Below are 14,022 nucleotides of genomic sequence, written 5' to 3'. Positions count from 1 at the left end.
ACTCATGGTTGTGTCATGCATTGCATTAGTGCCTGCTGCAGGTATGGGTCAACGTATGGATGAAAAAGTACCCAAACAGTATCAGTGCATTGCCGGAAAACCGTTATTATTTTATACCCTTCTTGCTTTATCAAAAGTACCTGAGATTACCCAATTGGCTGTGGTGCTTGCGCCTTGTGATATGCATTTTGATCAATTTGATTGGTCGGCTTTCAAATCACTTATGGTATTGAGAGTAGGGGGAAGGAGTCGCTTCCAAAGTGTGAAATTGGGTATTGCTGCTTTGCAACAACAAGGTTTGATTAAACCACAAGATTGGTTGTTGGTACATGATGGCGTACGTTGTTGCATTAGACCTGATCAAGTAACTTATTTTATTCAAACCCTCAAAGACGATGAAGTGGGGGGCGTTATGGCTATTCCCGTTTCGGATACGCTCAAAAAAACGAATACAGAATCTCGCATTATACAAACCGTTGAGAAAAGTAATTTGTGGCTTGCACAAACACCGCAAATGTTTCGTGCTTATTTATTGATGAAGGCTTTAAAACAAGAAATAGAAGCGACTGATGAAGCCTCTGCCATAGAATATTTAGGTTATCGACCAACCTTAGTGAGGGGCGCAACTAATAATATCAAAGTAACTTATTCGACTGATCTAGCTTTAGCAACAGCGTTGCTTACTTTTACTCATCTACACTCATAGAGGATATCTAGCGTGATTGACACAATATGTCGAGTGGGTCAGGGGTATGACATCCACGCTTTAGTAACAGATCGGCCGCTTATTTTGGGTGGCGTAACGATACCGTTCGAATTAGGTCTTTTAGGCCATTCTGATGCTGATGTATTGTTACATGCCATTATCGACAGTTTGTTAGGGGCAGCCGGATTGGGAGATATTGGACGTCATTTTCCAGATCACGACCCTGCCTTGCGTGCTATTGATAGCCGTCAATTGTTGCGGTTGACTCAACAGAAGATAGCGGTTGCAAATTTTAAAGTAGCTAATATTGATGCAACAGTCATTGCACAAGCTCCATTATTAACTCCTTATCTTGACGTGATGCGCCAAAATATTGCCTCGGATCTTCAGATAACATTGCAAGCTGTAAATGTCAAAGCAAAAACGAATGAGCGATTCGGTTATATTGGTCAAGGAGAAGCCATAGTAGCTCAAGCCATAGCGCTATGTAGCCAGTGCACAAGTTCTAAAATGGATGCAATGAATTGTTTAAAAAGTTAAATTTTAATTTGTTTTTTAATTGGTTTTATGTTACGTAGGCTCGGCAGTTAACGTTTCAATATTTATACACATAACAGAGAAAGTACTATGAGTCAAACTAGCGGAGAAAATCCTACGTTCTCACAGAAAGAATCTGTGAACCATGCTTTAGTGCTAGCTGTTTGCGGGATTGGTATGTTTACTGATGCTTATGATTTATTTATTGCCTCCATGGCGGAGCCTTTTGTTAAACAAGGATTTCAGGTTGAAGGGCTTTTACTGGGATTAATGCAAGCCGCTGCACCCCTGGGAGCAGCTCTAGGAGCCTTCTTAGTAGGTATGTTTGCCGACAAATTTGGACGTAAATCACTCATGTATGTCAATATGATTGCATTTATTATGGTCTCTTTATTGTCGGCCTGTGCATGGAATCCAGAATCGTTTATGTGCTTTCGGTTTTTGGTAGGATTTTGGGTAGGGGCAGATTATCCAATTTGTGCATCTTACTTGGCTGAAATAGCTCGTTTTAAGCGAGGAAAATCCGTTGCTATGATTAGAATCATCAATGCAATTGGTTATCCAGCCGGAGCATTGGCGGCTTTTTTAATTATACAAGTAGATTCCTCCAATACAGCATGGCGCTGGATGTTCTTGCTCGGAGCCATCCCAGCGATCATTGGCTCGCTTTTACGTACAAAGTTACCTGAAAGCTTTCTGTGGAAAGCAGCACAGCGGATCAAAACAACCTTTAGCGGATTTGTAAAAATTTGTAATCCGCAGTACCGAAAGCGTACTTTCATTGCCTCGTCCTGCTATGCGTTAAAAGACATTTCCGAATACGGCATTCACATGTTTATGCCAACCATATTGATGATATTGCAAATTCATCAATCAGTAGATCCCTTTGAAAAAATCAGTAATGCTTTTAAAGTGACCATTTTTACATCCTTAGCAACACTCGCCGGATGTATTATAGCTAGGCTCATTATTAACAAAATGGATCGGCGTACCTTCCAAAGTATTTGGTTCTTTATCACAGCAATTTGTTTACTGTCTTTAGGGTTCGGAATATTCCATCCGATTTTTACCAGCAATACTTTTATTGTATCGATTTTTATGCTGTACAACTTTTTTATAGCACTAGTCGGAACAACAACCTATCTAATACCAGCAGAAATCTACGAAACATCCATCCGTGCAACGGGTCATGGTTTTGTTGCTAGCATGGGTAAGATAGGTGCGTTCGTCGGTACCATGTTTCTGCCATTCTTGGAGCACTCAATAGGAATCTATATAGCTGTCATGATCATGTCTTTACCACTTTTTGGGGGAGCTTTATTAACGTTAATGTATCCCCGTGGTATTGCTGAAACGAACTTACAATAACTTCATCTACCATTTATCATTGGAAAAATTCAATCATGACAAAAGAAATCATTGTTGCAAAAATTGAAAAAATCATGGCTCAAGCAGCTGATTTGGACTATATGGGGGAGGGAGTCTCACAGCTTACCCATGCCCTACAAAGTGCTTACTTTGCGAAAAAGGCAGATGGTGATGCAGAAACAATCATCGCTGCACTGCTCCATGATATAGGACGTTTAAACGCTATGGAAAAGGGAGTAAGCCTTGAGGAATTAGACTCAGGGCTTGGTCACGAATACCTCAGTGGACGTTTATTGCGTGAACTATATTTCACACCGAAAGTGTGCGCACTAGCGCGTAATCACGTTGCGGCAAAGCGCTATTTAGTCACTAACTCAAAAGAGTACTATGACGGTTTAAGTGAACACAGCAAATATACCCTTAACTTACCTCACCAACGTGGTCGCATGACAGATCTTGAGTTACTCGAATTTGAAACCGATCCCTATTTTGAAGATTCGCTTAAAGTGCGTATTGCGGATGATAAAGGGAAAAAAGCCGATTTTATCCCTCCAGAATTAGAGCATTATCAAGCTATGATAGCGCAATGCATCATTCTATAAGCCATTAACAATCTATCAGAATCTCTTAGTCAAGCATTTTGCTTGACTAAGAGAGCAGTTAGTTCGTTTATGTTCTACTTATTTAACTTCGTATAATATATATTATGTTAAATTTGAAGAACCAATTCATCCAATATAATTTGGTTAGTAACTATCCTACTCTTAAAACCGAATCATCAAATCAATACCAGCAGTAAAGGTTTTTCGCTTCTTATCTTCTCGTTTATCGTTGGTTAAATGATAGATACTATGACTGGCTAAATAGCCCAGCGAACAGTTCAGTTTTATTTGAGAAGTGAAGTCATAGTCTAATCCAATGATCCATTGTTGATAGTCGCTATCCTGGTTCTGTAAGTCATATAAATTGCCATCGTAGACTTCAACTGGTTGATTAGGGGTGAAGGTAATTATTTCTGGTGGTTCATCTATTTCAGGTTGATTGTTATGCCAGGCTTGATAAGGCAACCAGTTATAGCGTTGTCGTGTAGAGGGATGATAATCCACCCGTAACGGTGGTAGTAAAGGCTTCTCGCTCTTAAGATATCGTGCTGATTGTGATCCCATCACCAAAGGACCATCCCCATTCATAGCGAGTAATAAGAAAGGATGAAGTTGATGATGAGACAGTTGATTGGTTACTGTAGTTTTTTTTGTAACTGTTTTTTGTTCCATTCGATAGAACAGTTTGAGTAGTGCCACGAGTTCATCACTTAGTGTCATGTTATTGGAAACTTTCGTTTTGTCTTCAGGTAAAGGTAGGGTTTCATCTTCTATTTCTTCGCCTTCCTCGTCTGTATCATTCATCATCATGAAAGCTGCAGCACCAGCTCCTAGTAAGCCTAAGAGTCCCAATACTAATCCACCGCCTGCCCCCCCCCCCCACTATTTGGAATTGATGTTGGTGTGGCAGGTGTTGCTGTGGTAGTACTTCCTTCTTCAGGAGGTGTAGTCGTTTCTTCTCCGGTCGTATCTTCTGTAGTCGTTTCTTCTCCGGTCGTATCTTCTGTAGTCGTTTCTTCTCCGGTCGTATCTTCTGTAGTCGTTTCTTCTCCGGTCGTATCTTCTGTAGTCGTTTCTTCTCCGTCGTCGTCATCATCTATTATTAGCAGGCTGGCTACGTAGCCAATTGCAAATCCTAACGCTACTAATCCAACCCCGGCTCCACCGGCTCCAAGGGCAGTTTTCCAGTTCCAGAAAGAAGTTGTTTGGGGTATGCTTAGCTCGCCGTGTTTTAATTGTTCAAGCTCTTTTCTTATTATTGCAAATTCTGCCTTTAATCGCTTTCTCTTACTCCTACTAATGCTTTGAAACTGTTCTTCATCCGTTATGCTGGATGGTGCTTGCATCTCTCCTATAGATTCTGCTTCGCGATATATAGTTAATAATGCGTCTTCCCCCCGTGTTATGCTGGGCGGCTCTTCGTACAGCGGTTTTGGTTCTACTTTTCCTGTAGGAGTTTTTTCTTCGTACCTGGATCGCTCGTCGTACTGCAGAGTTGTTAGTAAGCTTTTTATCTCATCTCGCATCACCATTACTTCGTCACTCAATTCTTCTTCTCTGCTTTGCATGGTTTGGAAAGTTGGATTATCAGGTTTGTGTGTAACTTTAGACTGCTGTATGGCCCAGAGTTCTGTATTAATGTCATCAATCTTTTTGCCAAGTACATTTATTTCGCTGGGTGACTTTTCTTCTGTCACTTCTAATGCTACTTGTAAGGCGGATTCCAATTGTTTTTTTTCGTCTTCCATCTTGCGTAGTTGGGTATTGTGTATTGTTGATATTTCATCCGCTGCGGTAAGTGAGCTGTTGTGTATCCGTTCTAATGCTACTTGTAAGGCGGATTCCAATTGTTTTTTTTCGTCTTCCATCTTGCGTAGTTGGGTTTCGTATACTGTTTTCGCGCTGTCTATTAGGAATGATTGTCGTGCTAACCTTTCATTTATTTCCTCTATTACTGTATTAAACTCATCAATACGTTGAGTAAGTTTATCAATGTATTTTTCGTTAGACTCTTCAGCAATTGTTAGGCGACCTGACTTTAAAGAGTTATGTATTGCCTTGTTTTGACTTTCAAGTCTGCTGATTATTGCGATCTGTTGAGCTATTTGATTTCGTAAGTCTTTTCTTAAGTTTGCGAGCTGTTCTACATCTTCTTTGGTAGGATGTTGGATACTTTCCAACAAGGAAATCTGCAGAGGCAGATCAACATAGGATTCCAAGATTCCTTGATTGGATGAAGGTGTTAACGGTTCTTCTTCATCCATTATGCTGGGTGTCTCATCGTACTGCGGTGTTGCTTTTACTTCTTCTGTAGGATTTCTTTCTGCGGGTACAGTAGTGCTTGTTGGTTGTGGTTCTTCAGTCTTTTTAGCTGATGGTGTATCGGGTTTTAACGATTTTTCATCCGTTATGCTGGGTAACTTGCTCAACTGCTCTAATGCTGATTGTAATGCGCTTGTCAATTGTATTTTTGCTTCTTTTATCTTGCGTAGTTCGTTTTTGTATATTCTTGATACTGTTTCCGTTAGACTTACTTCTCGTAGCTCTTTATTTATTTTCTCTGTTGCTGTATCAAGCTCAACAATGCGCTGTTCAAGTTCTTTAATATAACGTGCTGTAAGCAATCTTGCTTCTTCATTTATAGTTGGCTCCTTTAGGTTACCTGACCCAAAAAATTTTTGTATTGTTCTTTTTTGTTCAGCAAGCTCGTGGACTATTGCTGTCTGTTGATCTATTACAAGTAAGTCTTTTTTTAAATTTGCGAGCCGTGTTTCAATTTCTTTGTTAAACCGTTCAGGCAAATCAACATGGAATTTCAAGATTCCTGTATTGGGTGATGGGTTGGTTGGATTGGGTGATTGGGGTAATAATTCGGAGTTATGTTCAGATAACTGGGAGAATGGTTGGTAAGAACCCCCCCCCCAAATCGCTTATTTTTCGTCTTGGTCTTGATTTTCTCGGAATATCATCATCTTCTTCTTCATAATTAAGACGCCTGTTAGTGCTATCTCTTTTGAAAAATGACGTCCTCGATCTTGAGTTAAATGAGGTATTCTCATCTTGGATAGGTGTTAATCTGCCCATAAAACTAGGTTTTAGAAAAGATAATGTAGAGGAAATGTCACTGCCGAAACTTGTGCCTCTGGGTAGTCTAGTAAGTCCCAATATTGCTCTTTTATTATCTATAACAGATTGTTGGTTATTCATGGCACTTTGAATATCTTGTACCATACCTTTTATTCTTTTCACTTGTGCTGGGTAGTAATATTCGCTCAATATTGCCTCCTCTAGATGCCTATCTAATTCATCCTTTTTCGCTTGAAAGTCTTGTTTGGCCATATGCATTTCGGTTTCTTTAAAATGCTCAAACTCTACTAATAAGTTTGCTACTCTGCTATCAAAGTCGACTGAATCTTTATTTAAACGAGATGCAAATTTTCGCACGTTTTGGCTGTGTTTTATCGCAGCCTCGATATCATCTTTTTCAGTTTGGACTAGATTTATTTCAATGGCGCGTTGCTGTTTGTTAATGTCATCCAATTGGGTTTGAGCAAGTCTTAGTCGGCCGCCTGCTCTTTCCTCTAAATTCTCTACAGCATCACGTATATCAACTTCTGCTTCCTCTAAGACTGTCCGAGTAGTTGATACATTTTTCCCCATCTCGGACAGAAGTATTTCACGTGCATTTCTTAATTCTTCAATCTGTCGCTGATTCTGTTCCCAATCTTTTTTGAGTGCACCTAGGATATCTTCAAGCTGTGATTTTTTTTTATGAAGTTCTTGATAAAGCTCGGTTGCTGCTACCAACTCGTTTTGATTCTCTATTTGATCTTTGACAGACAAATCGCCTGCGCCGCTTGGTGGCAATGTGAATGATGCAACTTCAAAAATGCTTTCCAATCTATCTTCGTTGGAGAAATCGCTACGTTGAGTTACAAGTGGGCTTACGCTAAATTCCGTTCCTGGTAAGCCAGATGATAACGAAAAACTATCCAAGCTGCTAAATGTTTTGTGGGTTATGTGTCTTGATGTTTGGGTTCTTTGTATTGAACGCTGGTCATCTTCTAACAACTGATCAATTTCTTGTACTTGATTCGGAGGTGGTGTAGCTTGTGCGGCCTTTAAAACATGTCTCCTGTTTTGTGCGCTCTCATCTTCTTCTGACAAGCTCTCATGTGTTGTTGACGGAAATTTAAAACGAGACTTTACTGTTGGCGTAGGCGTTATAAGGAGTCCTTCTTCTTTTGCTTCAGTATCTAAGCCTGCTAGCTCTAGCTCTTCTCTTAACGACATTTTTTTAGCAGTACTAGGCAATTCCGGCTTTTCTTGCCGTATATCCTTTGGTGCGCTTGGTGTTTGATCTGACGAATCTGATGAAACTGCACGTTGCTCGCCTGATTGACCAATCAATTGGCTGGTACCCGAAATATAACTAACCATACGATGAGAAGATGGCGTGGAATACACCGCTATGGATAGAGATGATGGCTTTGGCTCTTCTGGCTCCTCATCTTTGATTCTCTGCGATAAGGCACGATCAGCAAAGCTAAAGGATTGGCCACTACCACTCGAAGATAAGTTAAATTTTGTTAGGGTTTTTTCTTGATTTAGGAGTACTTGGGATACATCCAAGCTTCTCTTGAAACTTTGTTCTTGTGTGAGATATTCATTTTTTAATTCTGAGTCAGCCGCAGCTCGAGCTCGTTTTGAGAGCAGCTGAAACGCCTCCAAACGCTCTCTCTGTTCATCGTTCAAAGCGTTCAACAAGCTGGCTGCCTGTTCTAAAGGCTGATCAGTAACAGGTTTCTCACGATCAAAGTATGGTGTGCTTGAAAGCGACATGTCCCTTTCGTGCGATTGAGTTGGTTTCCGTGGTGCTTGATCTAGCTCATCTGACAAAGTTGGACTTTGCCTATCTGTGGGTTTCCCGCTACCTAAAGGTTCGTTAAGTTTTTTTTGATGTTGTAAATAATACTCTGCTAGTCCATCTTCAGCTAACCTTGAGAGCTCTTGAACCTTCTTCCCTTCTTCTCTCTTTCGCTCGCTCAAAGTGTTCAACAACCCAGTCACCTGTTCTAAAGGCTGACCAGTAACAGGTTTCTCAGAATGAAAGTATAATACTTGTTTTTCCTTGCTGGCGCCTCTCGTGCTTCGCATGAGGCTTTCAGTTTCTTGGATTTCTGAACGCATTTTTCCGAGCGAAAGGCTGGTGGGACTATCTGGAGGTGATGGGGGATCGCTAGGCTTTTGCATACGCTGTTGAAGCTGTATATCTTTTGCGGCTTGCTCCATGTCGATCTTCTTGTGTTCTAATTCTTCGATTTTTTTCTGAGCTTCTGCCGACCCTATTGGGTCACTTGGCATAGTGCTCTGGAGTCGTGCAATTTCAACATCCATATTCTGGATGGACCGCAAAACCTGATCCAAGGTGTCTACCAAAGCATCTTTTAGTTCTTCCTCCGTAGCGCTTTGTCTTATTTCAGGCATTTCTGGCGAAGGATTCGACTCATCTACTGGATCATCTTCACTTCCTTGCGATAAGACACGATCAGCAAGGCTAACGGATTGGCCACTACCACTCAAAGATAATAACCTAGATGTTCCTCTGCGTGCTCTGCGCTCCTGATCATGCTTCTCTATATCTGAGATTTTTTGGAGGATCATATCCTCCTTTTTACTCAAATCTTTCAAATCTTTTTTGCTTTTTTGTGCGAGCCCTAAGACAGCTGTAACTTCCTGTGAGAGCGCATCGACCTGCTGCAACCTCTTTTCAGCTTTCCATTCAAGAGATTGATTAGGACTCTTTCTAGTTTCAAGGTATGGCATTCGTCTTTGCGTATCGGCAATCTTTCCTTCGTCCATTAATCCTTCTTCAGCGGCGCCGACAGCTTCTGAGAATGAAAATGTTGGCGGTGGTTCTTTGGCTTCCTCATACTCGTCTTGCGACTGTTCTATTTCCTTCTTACCTGGATTGCCTCCTTTTAAGCCCCACCCAAGACCCATCTCTTTACCTTCTTGTTTGGATCGGGGTTGATTCTGATAAGTGGTAGCTTGGGTTGGTCGCCGTGCCATCACTTGTTGTTTTTGTTTTTCGTAATGAGTTCTTGCTTGGGTGAGTCGTTGAACTTCTGCTTTGTTTTTTTGTTGATCTGCCAGACTGATTGCTTCGGTTAATTCGGCAATGTTTTTATCCAACATATCGATTGCATTGAAAGATTGGCTGTCTTGATCACGCTTTGCTAATACTGGGTGCTTGGCTTCGAAGAGGGATTCTGTTTCAGCAACCTGAGATATCAAGGCAGCAAGTTCTTGCTTGAATTTTGCCTCTATAGGATCCGTATTGGAGGGTGAAGCGACCTTTTGTGCTGTAGTTCGTACTTCCCCCTCCCCCATCACTTTTGACTCTGCTCGATTTCTGGGTGCTTGTTTTGATCCTTTTTGCGTCATAGAGTCTAGCTGCTCATCAGCCTGTGCCAAGCGATTCTTTAAGCGATGGTATTTGGCTAATAGTGCCTGGCGTTGTTGGTAGAAACGAAGCGTGGCTTGCTCTTTTTTCATCATGCTTTGCGCTTTCAGATAAGCACGTTGCGTGCTTTGAATCGCTCTGCGTTGATCCGATCGATGCGTTAAGTGAATATGTTTCTTTTTGAAAAATAGCAAATTGAGTGTATCGCGCGAGCGCCCGATGGCTTGTTTAGTTGCCAAGATGTCCTTGTCTAAGCGGATGGCGGCCTGTTTTAAGCTCTCCCGAGTAATTTGAGGGCGACCAGACACCGTAATCCACCGAAGTTGCTTTTCAAGGCGTTTGATATCTTGTTTGAGTTGTTGAACCGCTTGCTGTTTAGTGGATGGCGCAACCTGCTGCTGACGCACTAAACGAGGAGTTGAATCACGGTGAACTTGTTGGTTAAGAGTTGGTGACACCCCCGTTATGGGAGTACTCCTTTGCTGTAAATGCGCTTGCAGGTATTGCATCCATTGCTTCATCGTTGGATCCGAATCGGGCAAATTGGTTACCCGACGACTGGTGTTAAACCGGTCTGCCTGCACGCGCTGGGCATGTTCTTGACGAAAAGCTTCAGGATGCTGTGGATCATAATCACTTCGGGATATGGAACCACCCTCTGTATCATTTGGTTTGGGAGGATGATACGGTTTCGGTGGACGCTTCATGGGGTGGATATCAGGCTCTTTGGGAGGCCCAGTATCCTCTGGTTTTTTTATCCAGTCGCCATAGCCCGGTATTTGTTGATTAGGATCTGCATAATAGTGCGCCTTAGGTCTGGCGTAATCCTCATCGGTATAAAGAGGAGTCGAGTCTTGGCCGTTGCTTAATGGTAAGGGATTAGTACCATGTTCTGATATATAAGCTTGTTGATAAATCGCTTCGGCTGCCTTTGCGATCCCAGCGTCTGCATTGGCTTTCTCTCTAGCTTGACGTGCTACTTGAATGGCTGCTTCGGCACGCTGACGGTTCAGCACCGCCCTGTTCACCGCTTCAGATGTCGGTTCGCTCCCCTGATGGCGAGTATTGCTGATATCCGCTTCACTATGATCCGCTTCATCATCTGCTTGATAGGCTTTTCTTTCTTTATTATCAGCCTTCCCGTCTTTTGCGTAACAGGTTGACCATTTCTCCATAGCATCTCTTTTTGCTTTTTGTATTTTTGGATGATGCCTTGGACCAGTGTTTGAGTCACCAGGCTTGCCGCTATGACTAGGAGTATGCACACCAGTGATGATTTCTTGATCTGGAAAAGTAGAATCCACTGATCCGTTCAGGTGTTCAGAGCAGGTTAATTTTAGCTCTTCTTTTATCGTGGCTATCTGCTGACGATCTTCCTGAGAAAGGTGGACATCCACTGATTGAGGTAAGCACACCGCCTGTTTAAACTCCTGATACGCTGAATCCCTTAAACCATGTACATGCAATTGAAACTGGGATGCTTGATCATGAAACGCTCCAATTTTGTTCAAGGTATCTTCATTATAGAGAGGCGCCCGCTCTGCATCGGGTATAGCACTGATGGCCTCCTCTAAGACTCGATGAATGGTTGTGCTCACGCTTGCCCAACGTCGATCGGCCCGATCTAGCTCTTGCCTAGCTCGGTTAGCATCTTGGAGTGCTACGCCCACTTTAGCAGCTTGTTGTTGACATGCCATGGATGAAGGTTTGATGGCGCAATACGATGACGCGAGTTGTACCGTCTGGATCTGCCCGGTCAGGTTGTCCTTGATGTTTTTTAGTGCCAGCCACGCTTCCTTTTCCCAAACAGGATTGGGTCTATCAGTATCCATCTCTTTAGGGTTTTTTTGGAGGGCTCGCGCATAAGTTTCTTTCGCTTCTCTTAAGTAATGAAATAAAGTATGGTTCTGGCAAACCATATCTAGTCGCATCCTATCCGCTTTGGCGTAGTAATCTTCCGCATTAAGTAGACAGCCCACACGGGATGCATAATCCTTGGCTTGTCCAACAATTAAAGTAACGTCTGGAATAGTCTGGTGTCGAGCGTCATTCAAAAATGACCCCTTGCCCGATACGCTATTGACGTAACGTGCAATCGTTTGCACCACTGATTGAGCACGATCATAGTGCGTTCGCTCGGATTGTATAGCTTGCGTGGGATCAGGAATTAACGCTTGTATTTGCTGCCATAGTAAGTCCGCTTGCTGTTGCACACTTTGGAGGCTTGTAAACCAGTCTTGAACATTTTGAAAATGCCCAACTAGTTCATAGGCTTCATTCCATATAGCAAGTGCTGCTTCTTTTTTTTGATCAGTATTTCGCAGGTATAAATAGTTTGTATAGGCTTGATCCAAAGCATACCCAGTTATATTATCTGTGGTTTGAACAATATTACCCACTGTATGGTCAGCCTGTTGTAAATAGCCTTGAGGGTGCCCTCCTAGCGAATCCAGTTCATCAAGCGCTTGTTTTAGGGTAATGTAGGTTTTGCAGGTACGGTCGTCATTAAATGTCCCACACAACTTGCGGTTTGTCGGATCAATCACCTGAGCACCATCAAAAACATAGTCTCCCCAAGGCACTGGAGCTCTGGTACAGACAGTTCGATTGGCCACCCCTACAGCTTGTACGTCTTGATCAAACTGTCTGTCTTCTTCTTGAACATGACATGCAACCGACTGCGCTTCGTCGGTTGCATAGTGGGCAACTTGCTCCATGGTGTCTTCCCAGGTATGAAGCATAGCAAATTGTTGAGTGCTATAGGCCGCTGCTTTTTCAACAAATTCATACAGCTCTTTGAGATAGTCTGTTTCGGTCTCAGGATGTGGGATAGCTCGTTGCACTTGATGCCAGATATGTTGAATCTTGTTATGAGCTCGTTCTAAACGATCCATAGCTTGATCAAAATCAGTTTTGATATGGTGGATCTCGGCAGCAGCACGCAAAATATTTTTTACACCCGTTTGGCAAGCTGCCAACGTTGAATCATTTCTACAATGAATAGTGCGGGTTTTTTGGGCTAACAAACCTAAAACTTCGGCTTGATGGTCTAATAATAATGTCGGTGATGCCAAATCGATGTGCAAGAAATAGCGTTCAATTTTATCCACGGCGGCAGTAACATCGCTTAGCATTTGAGTCACCAGGGTTTTCGCGTCTTGTGGTACATAATAGCGTTGACAGGTACCATCAGGATTCAGTTCCGCGCAGACAAATGCTTCTAATTCAGCCGTGCCTCGATCCATCACGACCGTTTCATTGGGATGATAGGCATCAATGGTTTGAAATCGTCTTGAAGTTTGCGATGATGTGGTAGTCGATAGAGCCAAACCGTTGACCCAATGACTTTTACCTGTCACGTAGCCAGCACGAATAGTCACTTGTGGCGACAGTCGAATTGCCCCTGAAAGCCCAATTTGTCGGCTATCATGATAGCTTTGGTTAAAAGGCGCACTGTGTGGCGAATCAAAATCAAAAGGCAAACCACTTAAATGAGCAAACTGAGCACTCGCCATCAACGCTATGTTACGTTGGTAAAATCCCCCTTCGTAGCGTTGAATCCAGCCCGGTTCAAAACCAGTAACATCGCCAGCATGTTTCATGGTGGTGGTATGGTCATTGTCCCACTGCATAGTTTGGGAGCGCTCTTTGAACACCGGGACATGATCGGCATATTGGGCTAGGGTATAACGTGCCAAAAAAAGGTCATTGGGTTGAAAGCTAATTTGTACACTTTTTACCGCGAATTGGCGTGGTTTATTCACGAAGTCCATCGTAAAACTTCGCTCACTTTCAACTACTGCTTGATTCCCATTAAGTTGGCGAAAGGGTTTGTCATATCGGTCAGACTGACCACTGGCTAAACTAATTCGAAAGCCACCAAACTGGGGCGAATCATAAGCAATAGTTTGGTGAGACAAACTTTCAAGGGTATCAAAGAAGATAGGCACGCGGTTAAAAGGCGCAGTGCGTCGTTGGGTGGTTGGTTGGGTGGGTGTTTGATACGCTACTGGTTCACTAAGTAATGAAGGAAGTCGCCCATAACGCAACTGTCCAAATTGGTTATGTGCTGCGATGGATAGCTCATCCAACGAGATCTTGCCATCAACCCACTGAGCACCGGCTCGCAACTCAACATCGCTATCGGTACTGAAGTGATAAGTGCTTTGCAGTCGAAGATGCGATGTCAACTCTTCAGGGCGACCACGCCAGTCGATCTCATTCTCCCAGCCGCCCTCTGAAATATTACCAACCCAAGACAATTCTGAGCTAAGCGCCACCGTTGGCTGAGCAAAGCATAACCAAACTAATAGGCAATTCCGTGTAAAATGACGGATCACGTC

7 protein-coding genes are annotated in these 14,022 nt (G+C 42.7%); 4 read left to right on the top strand and 3 right to left on the bottom strand.

What is annotated here, in order from left to right; translation table 11 throughout:
- The first annotated feature begins 4 nt into the window (after positions 1 to 4).
- The 4 genes from IPK86_02380 (at position 5) to IPK86_02365 (ending at position 3,213) form a co-directional block, all read left to right on the top strand.
- Positions 5 to 706 carry a 2-C-methyl-D-erythritol 4-phosphate cytidylyltransferase gene (locus IPK86_02380; protein QQS16307.1) on the top strand — a complete coding sequence of 234 codons (702 nt, stop codon included), beginning with the start codon at positions 5 to 7 and terminating at the stop codon, positions 704 to 706.
- A gap of 24 nt (positions 707 to 730) precedes the next feature.
- Positions 731 to 1,246 carry a 2-C-methyl-D-erythritol 2,4-cyclodiphosphate synthase gene (locus IPK86_02375; GenBank protein ID QQS17049.1) on the top strand — a complete coding sequence of 172 codons (516 nt, stop codon included), beginning with the start codon at positions 731 to 733 and terminating at the stop codon, positions 1,244 to 1,246.
- Positions 1,247 to 1,333: 87 nt separating this feature from the next.
- Entirely contained in the window at positions 1,334 to 2,611 is a 1,278-nt protein-coding gene (locus IPK86_02370) for an MFS transporter (protein QQS16306.1), read from the top strand.
- A 35-nt stretch (positions 2,612 to 2,646) separates the two neighbouring features.
- Entirely contained in the window at positions 2,647 to 3,213 is a 567-nt protein-coding gene (locus tag IPK86_02365) for an HD domain-containing protein (protein ID QQS16305.1), read from the top strand.
- Between the two features lie 162 nt (positions 3,214 to 3,375).
- Here IPK86_02365 and IPK86_02360 read toward each other — a convergent pair whose 3' ends face one another.
- The 3 genes from IPK86_02360 to IPK86_02350 form a co-directional block, all read right to left on the bottom strand.
- Positions 3,376 to 4,065, bottom strand: a complete 690-nt coding sequence (locus tag IPK86_02360) for a hypothetical protein (GenBank protein QQS16304.1) — start codon at positions 4,063 to 4,065, stop codon at positions 3,376 to 3,378.
- 2 nt (positions 4,066 to 4,067) lie between these two features.
- The gene (locus IPK86_02355; protein ID QQS16303.1) at positions 4,068 to 6,032 is read right to left on the bottom strand and encodes a hypothetical protein; all 1,965 of its coding nucleotides are present in this window, start codon (positions 6,030 to 6,032) and stop codon (positions 4,068 to 4,070) included.
- 64 nt (positions 6,033 to 6,096) lie between these two features.
- Positions 6,097 to 13,959 (bottom strand): hypothetical protein, encoded by a 7,863-nt coding sequence (locus tag IPK86_02350; GenBank protein QQS16302.1) that lies wholly within the window; start codon positions 13,957 to 13,959, stop codon positions 6,097 to 6,099.
- Positions 13,960 to 14,022: the final 63 nt, after the last annotated feature.

The sequence above is a fragment of the Neisseriales bacterium genome (assembly GCA_016699915.1).
GTDB lineage: Bacteria > Pseudomonadota > Gammaproteobacteria > Burkholderiales > Q3-R57-64 > Q3-R57-64.
The sequence above is the reverse complement of the archived record's forward strand: the minus strand, read 5'-3'. Positions and strand labels throughout refer to the sequence as shown.

Excerpts from the sequence above, each read along its gene's own strand:
- IPK86_02370 (QQS16306.1), top strand. The coding sequence starts at position 1,334 with ATGAGTCAAACTAGCGGAGAAAATCCTACGTTCTCACAGAAAGAATCT.
- IPK86_02380 (QQS16307.1), top strand. The coding sequence starts at position 5 with ATGGTTGTGTCATGCATTGCATTAGTGCCTGCTGCAGGTATGGGTCAA.
- IPK86_02365 (QQS16305.1), top strand. The coding sequence starts at position 2,647 with ATGACAAAAGAAATCATTGTTGCAAAAATTGAAAAAATCATGGCTCAA.